Origin of the sequence: Streptomyces sp. NPDC020597 (genome assembly GCF_044335095.1) — a bacterium.
In the GTDB taxonomy this organism is placed as follows: domain Bacteria; phylum Actinomycetota; class Actinomycetes; order Streptomycetales; family Streptomycetaceae; genus Streptomyces.
On record NZ_JBIRUL010000015.1, the window covers coordinates 167,697 to 186,250 of the forward strand.

12 protein-coding genes are annotated in these 18,554 nt (G+C 70.3%); 4 read left to right on the top strand and 8 right to left on the bottom strand.

Features of this window, described 5'->3' with window-relative positions; all coding sequences use genetic code 11:
* Window positions 1–92 precede the first annotated feature (92 nt).
* On the bottom strand, window positions 93–1,031 hold the full coding sequence (locus tag ACH4ZA_RS25300) for an oxidoreductase (protein WP_398431734.1): 939 nt from the start codon (window positions 1,029–1,031) through the stop codon (window positions 93–95).
* Between the two features lie 80 nt (window positions 1,032–1,111).
* Window positions 1,112–2,032 (bottom strand): hypothetical protein, encoded by a 921-nt coding sequence (locus ACH4ZA_RS25305; protein WP_398431735.1) that lies wholly within the window; start codon window positions 2,030–2,032, stop codon window positions 1,112–1,114.
* 170 nt (window positions 2,033–2,202) lie between these two features.
* On the opposite strand from ACH4ZA_RS25305, the gene ACH4ZA_RS25310 reads away from it, so the two are divergent.
* Entirely contained in the window at window positions 2,203–3,024 is an 822-nt protein-coding gene (locus ACH4ZA_RS25310; RefSeq protein ID WP_319277321.1) for a MerR family transcriptional regulator, read from the top strand.
* Window positions 3,025–3,072: 48 nt separating this feature from the next.
* Here ACH4ZA_RS25310 and ACH4ZA_RS25315 read toward each other — a convergent pair whose 3' ends face one another.
* The 6 genes from ACH4ZA_RS25315 to ACH4ZA_RS25340 all read right to left on the bottom strand — a co-directional run bounded on the left by ACH4ZA_RS25315 (window position 3,073) and on the right by ACH4ZA_RS25340 (window position 12,686).
* Window positions 3,073–4,383: a serine hydrolase domain-containing protein gene (locus ACH4ZA_RS25315; RefSeq protein WP_398431737.1), complete on the bottom strand. Its 1,311-nt coding sequence runs from the start codon at window positions 4,381–4,383 to the stop codon at window positions 3,073–3,075.
* Between the two features lie 139 nt (window positions 4,384–4,522).
* Complete coding sequence (locus ACH4ZA_RS25320; RefSeq protein WP_398431738.1) at window positions 4,523–6,832, bottom strand: FtsX-like permease family protein; 2,310 nt, start codon at window positions 6,830–6,832, stop codon at window positions 4,523–4,525.
* Window positions 6,817–7,542, bottom strand: coding sequence for an ABC transporter ATP-binding protein (locus ACH4ZA_RS25325; protein ID WP_319277327.1), 726 nt, complete (start codon window positions 7,540–7,542; stop codon window positions 6,817–6,819). The genes ACH4ZA_RS25320 and ACH4ZA_RS25325 overlap by 16 nt, the downstream gene beginning before the upstream one ends.
* 24 nt (window positions 7,543–7,566) lie before the next feature.
* Window positions 7,567–8,028, bottom strand: coding sequence for a hypothetical protein (locus ACH4ZA_RS25330; RefSeq protein WP_319277328.1), 462 nt, complete (start codon window positions 8,026–8,028; stop codon window positions 7,567–7,569).
* 277 nt (window positions 8,029–8,305) lie between these two features.
* The gene (gene ppdK / locus ACH4ZA_RS25335) at window positions 8,306–11,053 is read right to left on the bottom strand and encodes a pyruvate, phosphate dikinase (protein ID WP_398431739.1); all 2,748 of its coding nucleotides are present in this window, start codon (window positions 11,051–11,053) and stop codon (window positions 8,306–8,308) included.
* A 433-nt stretch (window positions 11,054–11,486) separates the two neighbouring features.
* Window positions 11,487–12,686, bottom strand: a complete 1,200-nt coding sequence (locus tag ACH4ZA_RS25340) for an ROK family protein (RefSeq protein WP_398431740.1) — start codon at window positions 12,684–12,686, stop codon at window positions 11,487–11,489.
* 131 nt (window positions 12,687–12,817) lie between these two features.
* Here ACH4ZA_RS25340 and ACH4ZA_RS25345 point away from each other — a divergent pair, with 131 nt between their 5' ends.
* The 3 genes from ACH4ZA_RS25345 (at window position 12,818) to ACH4ZA_RS25355 (ending at window position 18,384) form a co-directional block, all read left to right on the top strand.
* Window positions 12,818–14,314, top strand: coding sequence for an MGH1-like glycoside hydrolase domain-containing protein (locus tag ACH4ZA_RS25345; RefSeq protein ID WP_398431741.1), 1,497 nt, complete (start codon window positions 12,818–12,820; stop codon window positions 14,312–14,314).
* Window positions 14,311–16,260: a glycogen debranching N-terminal domain-containing protein gene (locus ACH4ZA_RS25350; RefSeq protein ID WP_319277333.1), complete on the top strand. Its 1,950-nt coding sequence runs from the start codon at window positions 14,311–14,313 to the stop codon at window positions 16,258–16,260. Before ACH4ZA_RS25345 ends, ACH4ZA_RS25350 begins: the two co-directional genes overlap by 4 nt.
* Window positions 16,261–16,416: 156 nt before the next feature.
* Window positions 16,417–18,384: a CDP-alcohol phosphatidyltransferase gene (locus ACH4ZA_RS25355; protein WP_398431742.1), complete on the top strand. Its 1,968-nt coding sequence runs from the start codon at window positions 16,417–16,419 to the stop codon at window positions 18,382–18,384.
* Window positions 18,385–18,554: the final 170 nt, after the last annotated feature.

Genomic DNA, 18,554 nt, shown 5'->3' on the forward strand with positions numbered 1-18,554 from the left:
CGCCCTCCGGCGGTCAGGCCGTCAGGGTTGTAGAGGTGGGCGTCAGGGTTGCAGGGCCGTCAAGGTTGAAGGGCCGTCAGGTCCTCAAAGCCTCAGGCCTTCAGGGCGTCGTACGACACCCCGGTCAGCTCCTCCGAGGCGGCCCACAGCCGTGCCGCCACCCGGTCGTCCAGGGTCCAGGGCGCGCGCCACGAAGGTGCGGGAGCGCCGCGCCACATCGCGAGGGACGGGCCGGTGAACGAGTCCGGACGGACGCCGGGCGCGGTCGCGGCATACAGGGCGGGCAGCGCCCCGGCCTCGGCGGGCTGCGCGAGCACCCGGTTGCCGAGCGCCATCATCCGCTCGGCCGCCCGGCGGCCCTCCGCGCGCGGACCGGCCGTCTGGAGGTTGGTCGACGCGTATCCCGGGTGCGCGGCCGCCGCCACGACGTCGGCGCCGGTCGCCGCGAGCCTGCGCGCCAGCTCGTGCGTGAAGAGCAGGTTGGCGGTCTTGGACCGCCCATAGGCGATCCAACGGCGGTACTTCTTCTCGGAGTTGAGATCCCCGAGATCGACGGCGCCGAGCAGGTGCGCCATGCTGGACACGGTGACGATCCGAGGCCCTGGGGCCCGGTCCCGCGCGGCGAGCAGCGTCGGCAGCACAAGCCCGGTGAGGGCGAAGTGCCCGAGGTGGTTCACCCCGAACTGCGTCTCGAAGCCGTCGGCGGTGACTCCGTACGGCATCGCCATCACACCGGCGTTGTTGACGAGCAGGTCGAGCCGCTCGTACGGCAGCGACGCGGCGAACGCCCGCACGGAGGTGAGATCCCCGAGGTCGAGCGAGCCCAGCTCCACCTCGGCCTGCGGAACTTCGGCGCGCAACCGCTCGACGGCGTCCCTCCCGCGTGCCTCACTGCGGCAGGCGAGCACGACGCGCGCACCCCTTCGTGCGAGCTCCCTCGCGGTGACGTACCCGAGCCCGCTGTTGGCCCCGGTGACCACGGCGGTGCGACCGCCCTGGTCAGGCATGTCGCGCACACTCCAGGCAGCCATGGCCGTCTTCCCTCCGCACTCCCCGCGCCGATCGCAGGCACAGCGTACGGCGGCCTCGGCCGGGGCCCGCGCAAGGGGCCTCAGCCGCCGGCCACCCGGTACCCGTCGGCGTAACCGATCAGCGTGTTCTCCGACCGCAGCTCCACGGGGCGCTCGCAGAGGACGACGACGTCCTCCAGGGGCCACCACCTGCCGACCCCGTAGAGGGCCTCCTGCGCGGTCTCCAACGCCGGCGAGGCGGGCAGTCCCGCGGCGGCCAGCATGCACCGCCACCGGATCAGCTCCCACGCCGAGCCCCAGCAGTCCAGACCGCCGCCGAACTCCTCGTAGAAGTACATCTCCTCCCGGCTCGGCGGCGGGGGCGGCGTGACGACGTCCCCGTCCCGCTCCGGCCGCACGATGCGCTCCGGAACGGGACCGCGGACCCTCCCCAGCAGGTCGTGGTGGACCGAGAGGGCGAAACGGGTCAGGGACGGATGCGGCGACGAACCGAACCTCTTCGTCATCTCCTGCTCCAGCTCGTACGCGCCGTGCACCCCCTGGTCCCAGTAGCAGTCGAGCTGGTCGTACATCGGAAAGCCCAGGGCGTCCACCAGTCGCGCCTGCGCGTCGGCGACGTCGACGAACGCGTGGCCCACCGCCCGTCTCCCCCTCCCGGCCGCCGGCGCCTGTTCGCGAAGGAGTGCCTCCGCCCGCTGCGCGAACTCCGGCGGCGCCGATATCGGCGGCCCGGCGACGGGGTCGCCGAGCAGTGTCCCGTCGAGCCGGTCCTCCCACCCGTGGCGCACCGCCCAGGACGCCAGCGCGCCGCCGAGCGGTGACTCCATCCACACCGCCGTCCGCGGCGCGGCCATGCCGTGGGCCCGGTACACCTCGGCGACCGCCGCCTCCGCCGCCGTCCGGTCGCACCGCTCCGTGGACAGCGCCGCCCTCAGCAACCTGTCCGACTCCGCCGCCACCCGCTCCGCGACCGCCTCGGTCACCAGCTCCTCGTATCCCATGCCCCCACACCTCCCCCTCTGCCGCCCGGACCACGCCCGGGTGGGCGCCGCGGGCGCGGCCGGGCCGACGGAAGCGCTCCGGCCCGGCGTTCTCGCCGTCCGTCTGCTCCCCTGCCGCCGAGTAGCGTCTTGACCCTCACACGGTGTGAGGCGGTCAGCTCGGAGACATCATGTTCACCATCGGAGACTTCGCCCGGCACGGCCGCGTCTCGATCCGCATGCTGCGTCACTACGACGCGATCGGACTGCTGCGCCCGGCCCATGTCGACCCCGCCAGCGGCTATCGCCACTACACCGCCGCCCAGCTCGCCCGCCTCAACCGGATCATCGCCCTCAAGGACCTGGGGTTCACCCTCCAGCAGGTCCGGGACATCGTCGACGAAAGGGTCGGCGTCGAGGAACTGCGCGGCATGCTGCGGCTGCGACGGGCCGAACTGGAGACCGCGATGGCCACCGCCGGAGCACGGCTGGTCCAGGTCGAGGCGAGGCTCCGAGCCATCGAGAGCGAGGGGCACATGCCCACGAACGACGTCGTCATCAAGAGTGTCGCTCCCCTGAGGGTCGCGGAGCTGACCGCGACCGCGGCGAGTTACGGGCCCGAGGACATCGGGCCGGTCATCGGGCCGCTGTACGACGAGCTGTTCCGGCGCCTGGGCTCGGCGGGCATCACCCCCACGGGCCCCGGCGTCGCGTACTACGAGGACGCCCCGGAGGGCGGCGGCGCAATCATCGTCCACGCCGCCGTCCAGGTCTCCGCGCCGCTGCAGGACGACGTTCTCCGCGTCGTCGACCTGCCGTCCCTCGAGGAGGCGGCGACCATCGTGCACCGCGGCTCGATGGACACCGTGCTCCCCACCGCCCAGGCCCTGGCCCGCTGGATCGACGCAGGCGGCTACCGACCGACCGGATACGCCCGGGAGGTCAACCTGGAGTGCCCCGAGAACCGCGACGAGTGGGTGACCGAGCTGCAGACCCCGGTGACCCGGACCTGATCACCCGCAGCCCTGACCCTCTCGCCCCGGACACTCTCGACCCAGGGGTCAGTTCGTGGCCGGGACCAAGGTGCCGAAGGAGGCGGCGGCTATCTTCTGGATGTAACGGGCCTCGGCGCCGTCCACGCCGGTGGGGTTGAGCGAGTAGACGATCCTGCGGGCGAGGTCCCGGGTGGCGAACACACCACTGGTGTAGCCGGGGCGGGAGCCGGTCTTGCCCCAGACCACGGCGCCGTTGGACGCCGTGACCCGCATCAGGCCCATGGTCATACAGGCCCGCCCCGCATCGGCCTCCGTACGGCACTGGCTGCTGTGGAAGCTGGGGACGTCCGGGACCGCGAAGAGCTCGGCCTGCTGGGCCGGCGGAAGGAAGCGGCCACGGAAGAGCGCGGATATGAAACGGTCGAGGTCGGCGGGGGTGGAGATCATGCCGCCCTCGGCCCAGGGCCAGGGACTCTGCTCCGTGACGTCCACCGGATGTGCGGTGCCGTCCGAGGACTTGACCGTCAGATAGCCATGGGAGTGCGGGCTCGGCAGCCGCGGATCGTCGGCGCCCGGGACATACGTGTCGTGCAGGGCCAGGGGCCGCGTGATCCGCGACCGCACCTCCTCGGCGAAGCCGTGTCCGGTGACCTTTTCGACCAGCAGGCCGGCGACGTAGTAGTTCAACCCGTTGTACTGCTGCGCGGTGCCCGGCGCGAACTGCATGGGCTGACCGGCCATCAGGTCGATCACCTGCTGCGGTGTGAAGCTCTTGAAGCGGTTGGCGGCGAACCACTCGGGGCTGCCGTCCCCGAAGTCGGGGTCGCCCGCGCCGCGCGGAAAGCCGCTGGTGTGGTTGAGCAGCTGACCGACGGTGACAGGCGGCAGGTCGGCAGGCACGACGCCCGGCAGATACCGCTGGACGGGCTCGTTCGGATCGATCCGGTGCTCGGCCGCGAGCTGAAGGACGATCGTGGCGGTGAACACCTTGGAGATACTGCCGATCCGGATGTGCGCATCGAGTGGCACGCCCTGACCGGTCTTCAGGTCGCCCACACCCGAGGCGCCCGACCAGTGGCCTGCACGACCGGTGATCCGTAACAGCGCACCGGTGACGTCGGCATTCGGCAAGCCGCCGATGGCGGCCTGGAGCGCGACCGGATCGAGGCCGGGCAACGGCGCGGCGACGGCAGCGCGTGCCGGGCCCGAGGCAGCGGCGGAGGCGGGCGCGGCCAACGCCGTGGCCAGCAGGCTTCCGCAGGCGGCCAGGGTGATCCAACTGGTTCGACGCGCAGAGCTGTTCACTGTGGGGCGCTCCATGAGGGTGACGACGGTGGTGGCGGGACCGGCAGTCGACCGGCCCACCACCAGTCTCATCCGCACCGCCCCTCCAGCCCATCAGGGAGGCCCCTGAGCCGACCCCGATCCAACCCTGGTAAGCAGTCGGGCTCCCCCGCAGCGCAAGAGAAAAGGGACGGCGCCCAACCGGGCACCGCCCCTCACCTCACCCCCGTCATCAATCCCGCCGAATCAACTCCGGATCAATCCGCCGCCCCACCAACGGCAAGGATCCAAGAGCAGCGACGACAACGACCCCGAGGGCCGCCCCCAACAACAACGGCACCCCGTCCCCGTCCCAGAAGACGGCTCCACCGCCGGTGACCAGATAACTCGACTCGGCCATCTTCCCGATCACCACGGCCAGCACGAGACCGACCGTCAACGGCAGTACGACTTGAGCCACTTGAACGGCCTGCAGCGTACGGGGCCTGGCTCCCAGCAACGTCAGCGCGGTGACCTGCGGGCGCCGCTCCACGGCCCTGTCGGTGGCGGACACCAGATAGGCGGCCACACCGATGATCAGCCCGAGGATCATGCCCACGGCCAGGAGCGTCTTGATCACGGCGATCTGCTGAAGGGCCGCGACGTCGACGCCGTCCAACTCCACCTCGATCGTGGGGTCGACTCCTGCGATGCCCTCAAGTACAGAGCGCACGGTGTCGGGGTCGGAGCTGCTGATGAGGGCTAGCGTGGCCCTCGTCTGCGGACGGAAGCCCTTGGGAAAGGCGGAGGGCGGGATCAAGACTGTGCCGCTGCCGGACAACTGCGTCGCGGTGTCGTCGTGATACCGAATCGTCCGGGACGGCACTTGAACCGTCACGAAGCGGCGCTTACCCTCCGCGTTCTGCAACTGAAAGGGGAAACGCCTCCCAGCCTGACTGAACTCGTTGTTGGCGTAGTCCGGAATGGTGAGCCGCGCGGAACGCCCTTCCACGCAGTTCTCGACTACCGACGCCATTCTGCGCAACTGGTCACAGGTGGCGATCACCGCACTGATACTCTCCGGCCACTTCTCACTGTCGGGGTCGGTCCATGAACTCGCGAGGATGGCATGTCCTCGCACTCCTGACACCCGTTTCACGGCCTGCTCCTCACGAGGGCTCATGTCGCCCAGGGGCATCGTGTAGAGCTGAACCCGTGCGGTGTTCTTCGACACTTGGTCCAGTTCGATGAGCACTCCCTGAGTAAGGGAGGCGGCGTACACCAGAAGCACCAGACCGGTCGCCACGCGCAAAGCCCCGCCCGGCTCCATCTCATTGCGGCGCATGGCCAGACCGAGAGACAGCGAACTCGTCACTCGGGCCACCCTTCGGGCCAGAGCACGCGACAGAATCGGAAGCGTCAACACGAGACCCGCACCGACCAGCACGACGGCGAGGGGCATCAGGATCGCGGAAAGCGAGGTCTCACTGGGGGCATGCCCTGTCGCTCCAGCCACGCAATATCCGATGACGATGCCCATGCCCGGAACGAGCGGGAGCAGCCCCCACAGACGGGGCGGCTTCTCCACCGCGCTGCGCCTCACGGCCAATGGGTTGGCGGCAGCCTTCTTCGCACCGGCCCTGCCCACGAACCAGGCAAGTGCCGGGCACCCCGCCAGACAGACCAGGACCGTGCTCCCGGACAGCGCACCATCACTCGGGTACCACGTGAATCCAGGCAGCCCCACTCGTGACACCAACTGGTTGACGATCCAGTACGCGCCCAGACCGAGAACGGCACCCAGCAGGGCTGCGGCGACAGTCTCGGCAGCGTTGACACGCTGCGTTCCCTTTCGACTCAGACCGAGCAGACGCAACGCGGCCAGCCGCCTCATTCGAGAGGCAGCCGACAGTCGAGCGCAGACGGACAGGAACACCGCCAGCGGAAGCAGAACGACGCCTGCGAGAGTGAAGCGAAGGATGTCGAGCGTCGAGGGCTCGACTGTCGGGAATCTGGTTTCCGCAGCCCCGAATTCCGACAAGCGACCGCCCCCCTTCAGCTCATCTCGACTGGAACCCACGTATGCGTATAGCTCGCCGGGTTGAGCCAAACCCTCCGGGGAAATCAGGCCCCTCTCTTTGCCCGGCACGAGGTTCGCTAGGTTCGCATCAATGCGACGGAGATCATGCAGTTTAGGAGACAACACCACTTCGCCCGGACCAGGAAGTTCACGCAGACCGGGCGGAGGGGCAATGGACACACCTCCCGTCGCCACGAAGATCCGGGTAAGCGGCTCCGTTCCATATGGATCCACTCTAGTGAGCGCAAGCCCCTTCCCGGACTGTGACATACAGACACCCAGGCCGTTGGAGCAGTCCGGCTCACGAGCTGCCTTACGAGCGTCCTGGACGGACAAGATGCCAGGAATGGCGAGCATAACGGCAAGGCAACACACACCGATGGCGCTGCCTGCCGTCATGAGAACGAACCGTGCGCGGCTACCCCGGCGACTACCCAACAGCAGCTTTAGACCTAGAAGGAATTCGTTCACGACGCCTTCCATGACTGTTCCGTAAGTTCACCGTCACACATGGTGTATCGACTGTCCGCTTGAGCCGCCACCTGCGAGTCATGCGTCACGAGCACCACGGCCGTCCCCTGCGAGCGCGCAAGACTGAGGAACTCCTCCAAAACAGCCGCGGCATTGCCACTATCGAGTGATCCAGTAGGCTCATCGGCAAATACAATGGCTGGTTTGTGCACCAGCGCCCTTGCGACGGCGACCCGTTGGCACTGCCCGCCTGACACTTGTGAGGGACGCCGCTCTCTCAGTTTCTCGAGACCGAGACGACTCAGAATGCCAGCGGCCGCCATGTGCGCTTCAGCCTTGCGTTGACCGGCCAAACGAAGTGGCAAGGCGGTATTCTCTTCAATGGTCAGCTCGGGCAGAAGCTCACCATACTGAAAGACAAATCCGAACTGCTCACGACGGAGAGTACTGAGTGCCTCGTCATCGAGATCACTGAGGGCGCGCCCCCCAAAGCAGACCTCGCCGCGGGCTACGGGCAGCACGCCAGCCAGGCAGTAGAGCAGTGATGATTTACCAGATCCGCTCTGCCCAGTAATCGCCGCAACCTCTCCTCGCGCGAGGGAGATCCCGGCATTGCGAACAGCGAGCGTCTCGCCATAGAGAAGATCAACTTCTTTGGCCGACAAGACTTCTGACGTATTGATTTTGTCCCCAATCAGCGGCCGAGCCCAGGTTACATCCACCTGGGCTCGGGATGTCAGACAGCCTTAGCCACGATCCCAGTCGTAAGCGAGCCCCCTGGACCGAATACAATTGTCCGGCCTAAGAGAACCACGGTCACGACAGGCGCGGATCCTAGCTTTTCCCGTATAGCGCTGGGCTCCATTCCAATTGGATTTGTGCAGCTTGACTACGCCTCGCTGCTTACCGTAGTAGCGCACCCAACCGTGCCCTTGAACCTTTACCTCGACGTAGACATTGTGCCGGTCATTGGGGAGCGCATCCTCAAGACGCCCCCACCATTCAAAGGCGCCATGATTGACACCTGGACGGTTGAACTGGTACTTCGCCTCGGTGAAAGCCACCCCAGCCGTTTCGAGCGCCGGGATCTCCCCCTTCTCCGGCGACGCGAACGCTGCCACTGCCGCGCTGAGCACCAGGCCCACTGACGCCACGCCGAGCACTGCCCTCTTCACGCATACCTCCATCACCACCAGCGACGCGGTCATCGCCTTGGGTAACGGACTGTAGCGGTGCGTATGTTGACAGAAACGATCTATCACCGCGTAACCACCACATCAGGTGATCGACTTCCAGCCACACCGCCGGAAACAGGAAGGGCTCTTCCCGCACACGCCACGCCTCGCCACGCCGCGCCGCTGCGAACGCAAGAAGACGGCACCCCCGCACAGGGTGCCGTCTTTCTTGGGGCCGGGGCCGCCGGCGATCGGTGAGGGTCGGGGACCGTCGGCGGCTCCGGGGTTTCGGTCGCCCGGAGGGCAGGGCTCAGCGGTGGTCGCTGCCCGTCGACTGCGTCGCCGCGCGGCCGGCCTCCAGGCGGGCGACCGGAATGCGGAACGGGGAGCAGGAGACGTAGTCCAGGCCGACCTCGTGGAAGAAGTGCACGGACTCCGGGTCGCCGCCGTGTTCGCCGCAGACGCCGAGCTTCAGGTCGGGGCGGGTGGCGCGGCCGGCCTCCGCCGCGGACCTGACCAGCGAGCCGACTCCGTCCCGGTCGATCGTCTCGAAGGGGCTGACGCCGAAGATGCCCTTCTCCAGGTAGGCCGTGAAGAACGAGGCTTCCACGTCGTCGCGGCTGAAGCCCCACACCGTCTGCGTGAGGTCGTTCGTGCCGAAGGAGAAGAACTCGGCGGCCTCGGCGATCTGGCCGGCGGTGAGGGCCGCCCGCGGCAGCTCGATCATCGTGCCGATCGACAGCTTCAGTTCGACGCCCGTCGCCGCCTCGACCTCCGCGATGACCTGGTCGGCCTCCTCGCGGACGATCTCCAGCTCCTGGACCGTGCCGACCAGCGGGATCATGATCTCGGCGCGCGGGTCGCCCTTGGCGTTGCGGCGCTCCGCGGCCGCCTCGGCGATGGCGCGGACCTGCATCGTGAAGAGGCCGGGGATGACCAGGCCCAGGCGCACGCCGCGCAGGCCCAGCATCGGGTTCTGCTCGTGCAGCCGGTGCACGGCCTGCAGCAGGCGCAGTTCGTTCTCGTGGGATTCCTGACGGGACTCCGCGAGCGCCACGCGCACCGACAGCTCGGTGATGTCGGGCAGGAACTCGTGCAGCGGGGGGTCCAGGAGACGGATCGTCACCGGGAGGCCGTCCATGGCCTCGAACAGCTCGACGAAGTCCTTCTTCTGGAGCGGGAGCAGCTGCTTGAGCGACTCCTCGCGCTCCTCGTCGGTGTCCGCCAGGATGAGGCGCTCCACCTGTTCGCGGCGGTCGCCGAGGAACATGTGCTCCGTGCGGCACAGGCCGATGCCCTGGGCGCCGAAGCGGCGCGCGCGCAGGGCGTCCTCGGCGTTGTCGGCGTTGGCGCGCACCCGCAGCCGGCGCTTGCGGTCGGCGAAGGCCATGATGCGGTGGACGGCTTCGACGAGTTCGTCGGCGTCGTCGGCGCCCGCGTGCATCCGGCCCTCGAAGTACTCGACGACCGGGGAGGGGACGACCGGGACCTCGCCGAGGTAGACCTTGCCGGACGAGCCGTCGATGGAGATGACGTCGCCCTCCTCCACCACGTGGCCGCCCGGCACGGTCATCCGGCGGCGCTTGGTGTCGACCTCGAGCTCCTCCGCGCCGCAGACGCAGGTCTTGCCCATGCCGCGGGCGACGACCGCCGCGTGGGAGGTCTTGCCGCCGCGGCTGGTCAGGATGCCTTCGGCGGCGATCATGCCGTCGAGGTCGTCGGGGTTGGTCTCGCGGCGGACGAGGATGACCTTCTCGCCCGAGCGCGACCACTTGACGGCCGTGTAGGAGTCGAAGACCGCCTTGCCGACGGCCGCGCCGGGCGAGGCCGCAATGCCCCGGCCGACCTTCTCGACCTTCGCGTCCTCGTCGAAGCGCGGGAACATCAGCTGGGCGAGCTGGGCTCCGGTGACGCGCTGCAGCGCCTCCGTCTCGTCGATGAGGCCCTGGTCGACGAGCTGGGTGGCGATGCGGAACGCGGCTCCGGCGGTGCGCTTGCCCACGCGCGTCTGGAGCATCCACAGATGGCCGCGCTCGATGGTGAACTCGATGTCGCAGAGGTCCTTGTAGTGGTTCTCCAGCGTCTCCATGATGCCGAGCAGCTGGTCGTAGGACTTCTTGTCGATCTGTTCCAGTTCGGCGAGCGGGACGGTGTTGCGGATGCCGGCGACGACGTCCTCGCCCTGGGCGTTCTGGAGGTAGTCGCCGTAGACGCCCTGGTGGCCGGAGGCGGGGTCGCGGGTGAAGGCGACGCCGGTGCCCGAGTCGGGACCGAGGTTGCCGAAGACCATCGAGCAGATGTTGACCGCGGTGCCGAGGTCGCCCGGGATGCGCTCCTGGCGGCGGTAGAGCTTGGCGCGGTCGCCGTTCCAGGACTCGAAGACGGCCTTGACGGCGAGGTCCATCTGCTCGCGCGGGTCCTGCGGGAAGTCCCGGCCGGCCTCGGTCTTGACGATCTTCTTGAAGCGGGTGACCAGCTTCTTGAGGTCGGCCGCCTCCAGTTCGGTGTCGACGGCGACCTTCTTGGCCTTCTTCGCCGCCTCGAGCGCGTCCTCGAAGAGCTCGCCGTCCACGCCGAGGACCGTCTTGCCGAACATCTGGATCAGCCGGCGGTAGGAGTCCCAGGCGAAGCGGGCGTCGCCGGCCTGCTCGGCCAGGCCCTGGACCGACCTGTCGGAGAGGCCGATGTTCAGGACGGTGTCCATCATGCCCGGCATGGAGAACTTCGCGCCGGAGCGTACGGACACCAGCAGCGGGTCGTCGGCCTGGCCGAGCTTCTTGCCCATCCGGTCCTCGAGGGCGACGAGGTGTGCACTCACCTCGTCACGCAGTGCCGCCGGCTCTTCGCCACTGTCGAGGTAGACCTTGCAGGCCTCGGTGGTGATGGTGAAGCCGGGAGGGACGGGGAGGCCCAGGTTGGTCATCTCGGCGAGGTTCGCGCCCTTGCCGCCGAGGAGGTCCTTGAGTTCCTTGTTGCCCTCGGTGAAGTCGTAGACGAACTTCACGCCCTCAACGCTCGCGGCCTGCTCGGCACCATGAAGATCTTTGTTTTCCGACACGGGTCTCGACTCCTCGAGGACGCGGTGGCTGCCCTGACGGGCAGGAACATACCCAGATCAAAGGCTTCTGGGTACGTCCACTTGCGCGTCGTGTGCGCGTAACCAGCCGTCCGCCAGCGGATCGAAAGTCAAGGCTTGGCAAGCGCTGAGCAGTCGATGTTTTCACCTCTTGAACGCAAGCACCTCCCATTCGACTTCCATTGTGCTCAGATGAGCGTCGAGTGGCGCTATTGTTTTCGATCGATGAACGATCAAGGGGTGGCACTCAGTGCCACCCCTTGGAGAAGTGCAGTCGCTCTCGATTCGCTCATCTGAGCACTACCCCCCTCAGGGGTGGCGAGAATCACGCTTCCTCAGGCCTCCCGGTGTCACGATGCGGACACCCCGCGGACGCAGCGGGGCGGCGGAAACCCGCCCGTCCCACGAGCGTGCCTCAGACCCCCAGGGCCAGCAACCGCTCCTCGGCCCGCTCGGGCGCGTACAGGTGCTCCACGACCAGCGCACCCGCCCCGACCAGGCCCGCCCGCTCCCCCAGCCGGGAAGTCACGACGTCCAGTCGGGCGGTGGAGCGGGGCAGCGCACGTTGGTAGAGCAGCTCGCGCACGCCGGTGAGGAAGGCGGTTCCGGCCAGATCCCCGGCGATCATCAGCACCCCGGGGTTGAGCAGCGTCACGACCGTCGCGAGCACGTCCCCGACGCTGCGGCCCGCCTCACGGGCCAGTGCGGCCGCCTCGGGGTGCCCGGCGGCGAGCAGGTCGCGCACATCCGAGCCGGACGCCGCCGGCACCCCCGCCTCCGCGAGCCGGCGGGCCACGGCGCCGCCGCTGGCGACGGCCGCGAGGCAGCCGTGCGACCCGCAGCGGCACAGCGCGTCCGCGCCCACCCGGATGTGCCCGATGTCGCCGGCCCCGCCGTCCACGCCCCGGAAGATCGCGCCGTCGACGACCACTCCGGCGCCGATGCCGGTCGACACCTTCACCAGCACGAACGCCGAGCAGTCGGGGTGGCCGGTGCGCTGTTCGCCGTACGCCATGAGGTTTGCGTCGTTGTCGACGAGGACCGGGACCGCGGCGGACGTGCCGGTCCGTTCCGTGAAGGCGCGGGACAGGCGGCCCCTTATGTCGTAGCCGTCCCAGCCCGGCATGATCGGCGGCTGGACGACCCGCCCGGTGTCGGAGTTCACCGGGCCGGGGACGCCGAGTCCGATGCCGCAGACCTCCTGCGGACCGTGGCCCGCCTTCTCCAGCAGGTCGGCGAACCACCCGCCGAGCGCGCCGAGCACGACGTCCGGGCCGTCCTCGACGACCAGCGTGCCGCCGCACTCCGCCAGGATCTCCCCGGTCAGCGTCAGCAGGGCGGCCCGCGCGTGCCGGGTGTCCAGGTCGGCTGCGAGGACGACCGCGTGGTCGTCGTCGAACTCGAGGGTGATCGAGGGGCGGCCCCCCAGCGGCGAGTCGACCGGGCCGCCGGCGCCCTCGCGCAGCCAGCCCGCGCGGAACAGACGGTCCAGGCGCTGGCCCACCGTGGCGCGGGAGAGTCCGGTGGCCTGCTGGAGGGCTCCGCGGGTCGTCGCCCGGCCCGTGCGCACCAACTCGAGCAGATCTCCGGCGCTGCCCTGGCCCCGTCCCGTCATGCGCACCCCCTTGTGTTCATCAAGCCTGCATTACATATTGAGTTCTGCGTGTTAAATAGACGTAACCCTACGGTAGCCACTGCCGAGCCCCTGCCGCGCGCGGTGGTCTCGTCGTCTTCGGGGAGTCCCGCGTGGATCGCACCGCCCAGCTCGTCGGCCGCGCGGCCGAGCCCGCCGTCGCACACGTCACGGGTGCCATCGGCGTCACCACCGGCGCACCAGGCGTCACCGGTGTCACGGGTGTCACCGCGCCCGCGCCGCCCGGCGGCTCCGCCTCCCTCCGTGCGCTGCACAGCGCAGCGGTGGCGGTGCTGGACGCCAACTGGACGGGCACGTCGACCGTTCCCTCGCGCGGCCTGTACCCGCACCAGTGGTCCTGGGACTCGGCGTTCGTCGCCATCGGACTGCGGCACGTCTCGCCGCGCCGGGCGCAGACCGAGCTGGAGACGCTGCTGAACGCCCAGTGGGGCGACGGGCGCATCCCGCACATCGTCTTCAACCCTTCCGTGCCGCTCGACGCGTACTTCCCGAGCCCCGACTTCTGGCGCTCCTCGACCGCGGGGCGCGCTGCGGGCGCCCCGCGCACCGTACAGACCTCCGGCATCGTGCAGCCACCGGTGCACGCGCTCGCGGCCTGGCTGGTGCACCGCGCCGATCCGGGGCTCTCGCGGGCCCGCGGCTTCCTCGCCCGGGTGTACCCGCGGCTGGCCGCCTGGCACCGCTATCTGGTGCACCGGCGCGATCTGGGGGGCGGCGGGCTGGCGTCGGTCGTCCACCCGTGGGAGCAGGGCATGGACAACTCCCCCAGCTGGGACGCCCCGCTCGCCCGGATCGCGCCCGCCCCCACCCGCTCCTTCCGCCGCGCCGACCTCGACCACGGTGCGGCCGAGGACCGTCCGACGGACCTGGACTACGGGCGGTACGTCCGGCTGGCCGCGGACTACCGGGACGCGGGATACCGGGACGCGGGTCACGTCGGCCCGGGCCGGGCCGGCGGCTTCGCCGTCGAGGACCCCTCGTTCAACGCGCTGCTCATCGCCTCCGAGCACGCCCTCGCCCACATCGCGGACGAGCTGGGGGCCCCGGGCGCGGCTCGCCACGCGCGCGCGGAGCGGCTGACGGCGGCGCTCGTCGAACGGCTGTGGGATCCGGCGGAGGGCATGTTCTTCTGCCGGGACGTCAACGGCGGGGGCCTCGTGCCGGAGCGCGGCGTCTCCGGTCTCGTCCCGCTCCTGCTGCCCGGCCTGCCGCGCGAGGTCGCCGCCGCCCTCGTACGGACCCTGCGCGGACCGCACTTCGGGCTGGGCTCGGCCACCCGCCTCGTGCCCAGCTACGACCTGCTCGGCGAGGCCTTCGACCCGCACCGCTACTGGCGCGGACCCGCCTGGTTCAACACGAGCTGGCTGCTGCAGCGGGGGCTCGCAGTGCACGGCGAGCACGCTGGGGCCGAGGCACTGCGCCGGGCGGTGCTCGACCTCGCGGGCTCCTCGGACTTCGCCGAGTACGTGGACCCGTACACCGGCGAGGCCTGCGGCACGACCGGCTTCAGCTGGACGGCCGCGCTCACGCTCGACCTCGTCCACCGGGACGGGCCGGGCACCGGTACCAAGGGAGGGGACCTGGCATGACGGACCGGCATCATCTGCTCGTGTTCGGCGGGACGTTCGCCGCCGTGGACGACCGCGGGGACATCAGCGGAGTGAGGGGACCCGGCACGGCCGCCGGGTCCCCGGAGGGACTGTTCGTCCGGGACGCCCGGCACCTCAGCCGGTGGCAGCTGACCGTCGACGGCGCCGTCCCGGAGACGCTCTCGCCGGTGACGGACGCAGAGGCCACGCGGTGTGTGCTCGTCCCGCGCGGCGGGCGGGACGAACCGCCGTCCTGCACGGTCTTCCGCGAACAGGCCGTCGGGGACAGCTCGTTCGTGGAGTCGCTGCGGGTGGTCAGCAACCGCCCCGTGGCCACGACGGTACGGCTCGCGGTCACCGCCGACGCCGACTTCGCCGACCAGTTCGAACTGCGCGCCGATCACCGCACCTACGCGAAGACCGGTGCCGTCCGCCGCCGTCAGGTCCTCGACGACGGGGTGGAGTTCGGCTACCGGCGCGGCACGTGGGCGTCCTGCACGACGGTGACGGCCGAGCCCGCGCCGGACGGCGTGGAGGAGACCGGCACCGGGGCGCGCCGTCTGGTGTGGAGACTGGAGCTGGAACCGCACGGCACGGCCGAGCTGGTCCTGCGGGTGATGGCCCGGCCGCACGGTGAGCGGCGGGCCTTACGCGTGCCTCGCTCGCCGGCCTCGGTGTCCGGTCAGCTGAAGGCGCTGGAGGACGAGTTCACCGAGGGGGTGGCGTTCCCCACCGGCTGGCCCGCCCTGGCCGCCGCCTGCGCTCGCGGTCTCGGGGACCTGGCCGCCCTCCAGGTCCTCGCCGGCGGCCCGGACGGCGAGGAGCTGCGCGTGCCGGCGGCAGGCGCTCCCTGGTTCCTGACGCTGCTGGGTCGCGACGCCCTCCTCACCTCCCTCTTCACGCTCCCCTACCGCCCCCGCACGGCCGCCGCCACGCTGCTGGCGCTGGCCGCGGCCCAGGCCACCGAGGCGTCGCCGCGCACGGTGTCCCAGCCCGGCAAGATCGTGCACGAGGTACGGCACGGCGAGCTCGCGCACTTCGGGCAGGTGCCGTTCGGCCGTTACTACGGGTCGGTCGACGCCACCCCACTGTTCCTCGTCCTGCTCGGCGCGTACGTCGAGCGGACCGCGGACACCGCGCTGGCCCGGCGGCTGGAGCCGCACGCCCGGGCGGCGGTCGGCTGGATGCTGGACCACGGCGGGCTCACCACCCGCGGCTACCTGGTCTACCGGGCCGATCAGGGCGGTCTGGCCAACCAGAACTGGAAGGACTCCCCCGGCTCCATCTGCTCCGCCGACGGCGTCCGCGCCACGGGAGCCGTGACGGCGGCCGGAGCCCAGGGGTACGCCTACGACGCGTTGCGCCGCACGGCGTGGACGGCGCGCACGGTGTGGGGAGACGCGTCGTACGCGGCTCTGCTGGAACAGGCGGCCGCCGACCTCCGCGACCGTTTCCAGCGGGACTTCTGGATGCCGGACCGGTCATTCCCCGCGCTCGCCCTGGACGGTGCGGGCCGCCAGGTGGACGCGCTCGCCTCGGACGCGGGGCATCTGCTGTGGTCCGGTCTGCTGGACAAGGAGTACGGGGAAGTGGTCGGCCGGCGCCTGCTCGAACCGGACTTCTTCTCCGGCTGGGGCGTGCGCACGCTGGCGTCCGGGCAGCCGGCGTACCACCCGCTCTCGTACCACCGCGGTTCGGTCTGGCCGCACGACAACGCGCTGATCACGCTGGGCCTCGCCCGCTACGGCCTGCACGACGAGGCCCGGACGGTCGCGCACGCGCTGGTCGACGCCGCGGCCGCGACGGGCCACCGGCTCCCCGAGGTCCTCGCCGGCTACGGCCGTGACACGCACGCCGAGCCGGTGCCGTACCCGCACGCGTGCGCGCGGGAGTCCCGGTCGGCCGCGGCCCCGCTGGCCCTGCTGACGGCGGTCGGCGGCGCGTAGCGGCGGTGGGGGTGTTTGGCGTGGCGTTTGCGCGGTGTTTGCCGAGCGCTGGCCGAGGGGGCTGAACGCGGGCCCGGGGCAGGCCGTACGAGACTGTGGCGGATCCGGCCCGCCTCGGACCCCCGCTCGCCAGGCTTCGTACGGAAGGACCCTCGGGTGCCTGTCTCCACCTCCACCTCCGCCTCCTCATCCCCGCTGCCCGACTCGACGGACCCGGAGGAGACGCCGGCGTCCACGACCGCCCCGGCGGACCCGGCGCAGGACACGGAGACGGTGGCGGAACCCGCGGAAACGGCGGCAGGGGCCGTGGAGACGGTCGACGCCGACCCGGCGCAAACCGAGGGCGGGGCGGCCAAAGCGGGAGAGGCCGCGGGGGAAGCGGGGGATGCCGCGGGGGAAGCGGCAGGTGAGGCGGCGGGCACCACAGGGGGCGCGGGGGGCGCAGGGGGCGCCGCGAAGGCTCGCTGGTGGCACTGGCGGAGTCGGCACCCCCGGGCCGCCCGGGTGGTGTGGTGGACGGTGACCGTCCTCGCGTTCGGGCTCGTGCTCGGCGCGCTGCTGCTGCCCAACCGGATCTCCGGGCTCCAGGTCAACAGGTTCACGCGGCTGCCCGTGGAGGCGATCATCGGGGCGGCCCTGCTGCTGGCGCTGCCCCGGCGGCCGCGGACGGTGGTCGCGGCGCTGGGCGGGGTGCTGCTGGGCGCGCTGACCGTGCTGAACGTGCTCGACATGGAGTTCACGGAGTACCTGGGCCGTGACTTCGACCTCGTCCTGGACTGGGGCCTGCTGGACGACGCCCAGTCCTATGTGGCGGACTCGATGGGCCGGGCAACGGCCGTGGGCGCGGCGGTCGGCCTCGTCCTGCTCGTCGTGCTGCTGTCCGCGCTCATGGCGCTGGCGACGGTCCGGATCGGCAACCTGATGGCGCGCGACACCCGGCGGGCGACCCGGGCGACGCTGATCGCCGCCACGGCCTGGGTCACCTGCTCCGTCGTGGGCCTGCAGATCACCGGCATGCCCGTCGCCTCGCACCGCAGCACGGACACGCTCGTGAAGAAGGCCCGGCAGGTGCGGCAGACCATCAAGGACGAGGCCACGTTCGGCAAGGAGGTCCGCCACGACACGTTCGGGGCCACGCCGGCCGAGCAGCTCGTGCCGGACCTGCGCGGCAAGGACATGATCTTCACGTTCATCGAGAGCTACGGCCGCAGCGCCATCGAGGACCCGGTCATGGCGCCGGGCGTGGACAAGACGTTGGGCACGAGCACGCAGGCGCTGGCGAAGGCCGGCTTCCACGCGAAGAGCGGCTGGCTCACGTCGGCAACGTACGGCGGGAGCAGCTGGCTCGGCCACTCCAGCACGCTGTCCGGCCTGTGGGTCGACAACCAGCAGCGCTACCGCTCGGTGATGGCCAGCGACCACCTGTCCCTGACGAAGGCGTTCAAGAAGACGGGCGCCTGGGACACCGTAGGCGTGATGCCGGGCATCCAGAAGGGCTGGCCGGAGGCCAAGTACTACGGACTGGACAAGGTCTACAACGCCTTCGAGATGGGCTACCAGGGGCCGAAGTTCAGCTGGTCGACGATGCCCGACCAGTACGCCCTGGAGGCGTTCCAGCGGCTGGAGCACGGCCGTACCGACCGCGACAAGCCTCTGATGTCGGAGATCATCCTGACCTCCAGCCACCAGCCGTGGGCCCCGATCCCGAAGATGGTGGACTGGGACTCCCTCGGTGACGGCTCGGTGTTCGAGGGCATCGAGAAGGACGGCAGGAAGGCGTCGGACGTCATCGCCGACGGCGCCGCGTCCAAGGAGGAGTACGGCAAGTCGATCCAGTACTCGGTGACCGCGCTCACGGAGTGGCTCGAGCGTTACGGGACCGACGACACGGTCCTGGTCGTCCTCGGCGACCACCAGCCCATCGCGCGGGTCAGCGGCGACAACGCCAGCCGGGACGTGCCGATCTCCCTCGTCGCGAAGGATCCGAAGGTCCTCGACAAGATCGCCGGCTGGAACTGGACGGACGGCCTCAAGCCGGCCCACAACGCCCCGGTGTGGAAGATGAGCGCCTTCCGCGACAAGTTCCTCACCGCGTACGGCTCGACCCCCCACCCGACGGGCTGACGGGCGGGGTCGCCGGCCGGGCGGCGCGGGGCGCGCTCCCGGCCGGCGTCCCGTTCGGGGTCGGCCGGGTCGGCTGCCCTAGGTGTTCTGTCCGGGGAGGTTGTGGACGGGTGAGCCAGGTCTCGGCTGAGGGATCTTGAATGAGTGAGGGCCTTCCGGTTCGGTGTGGA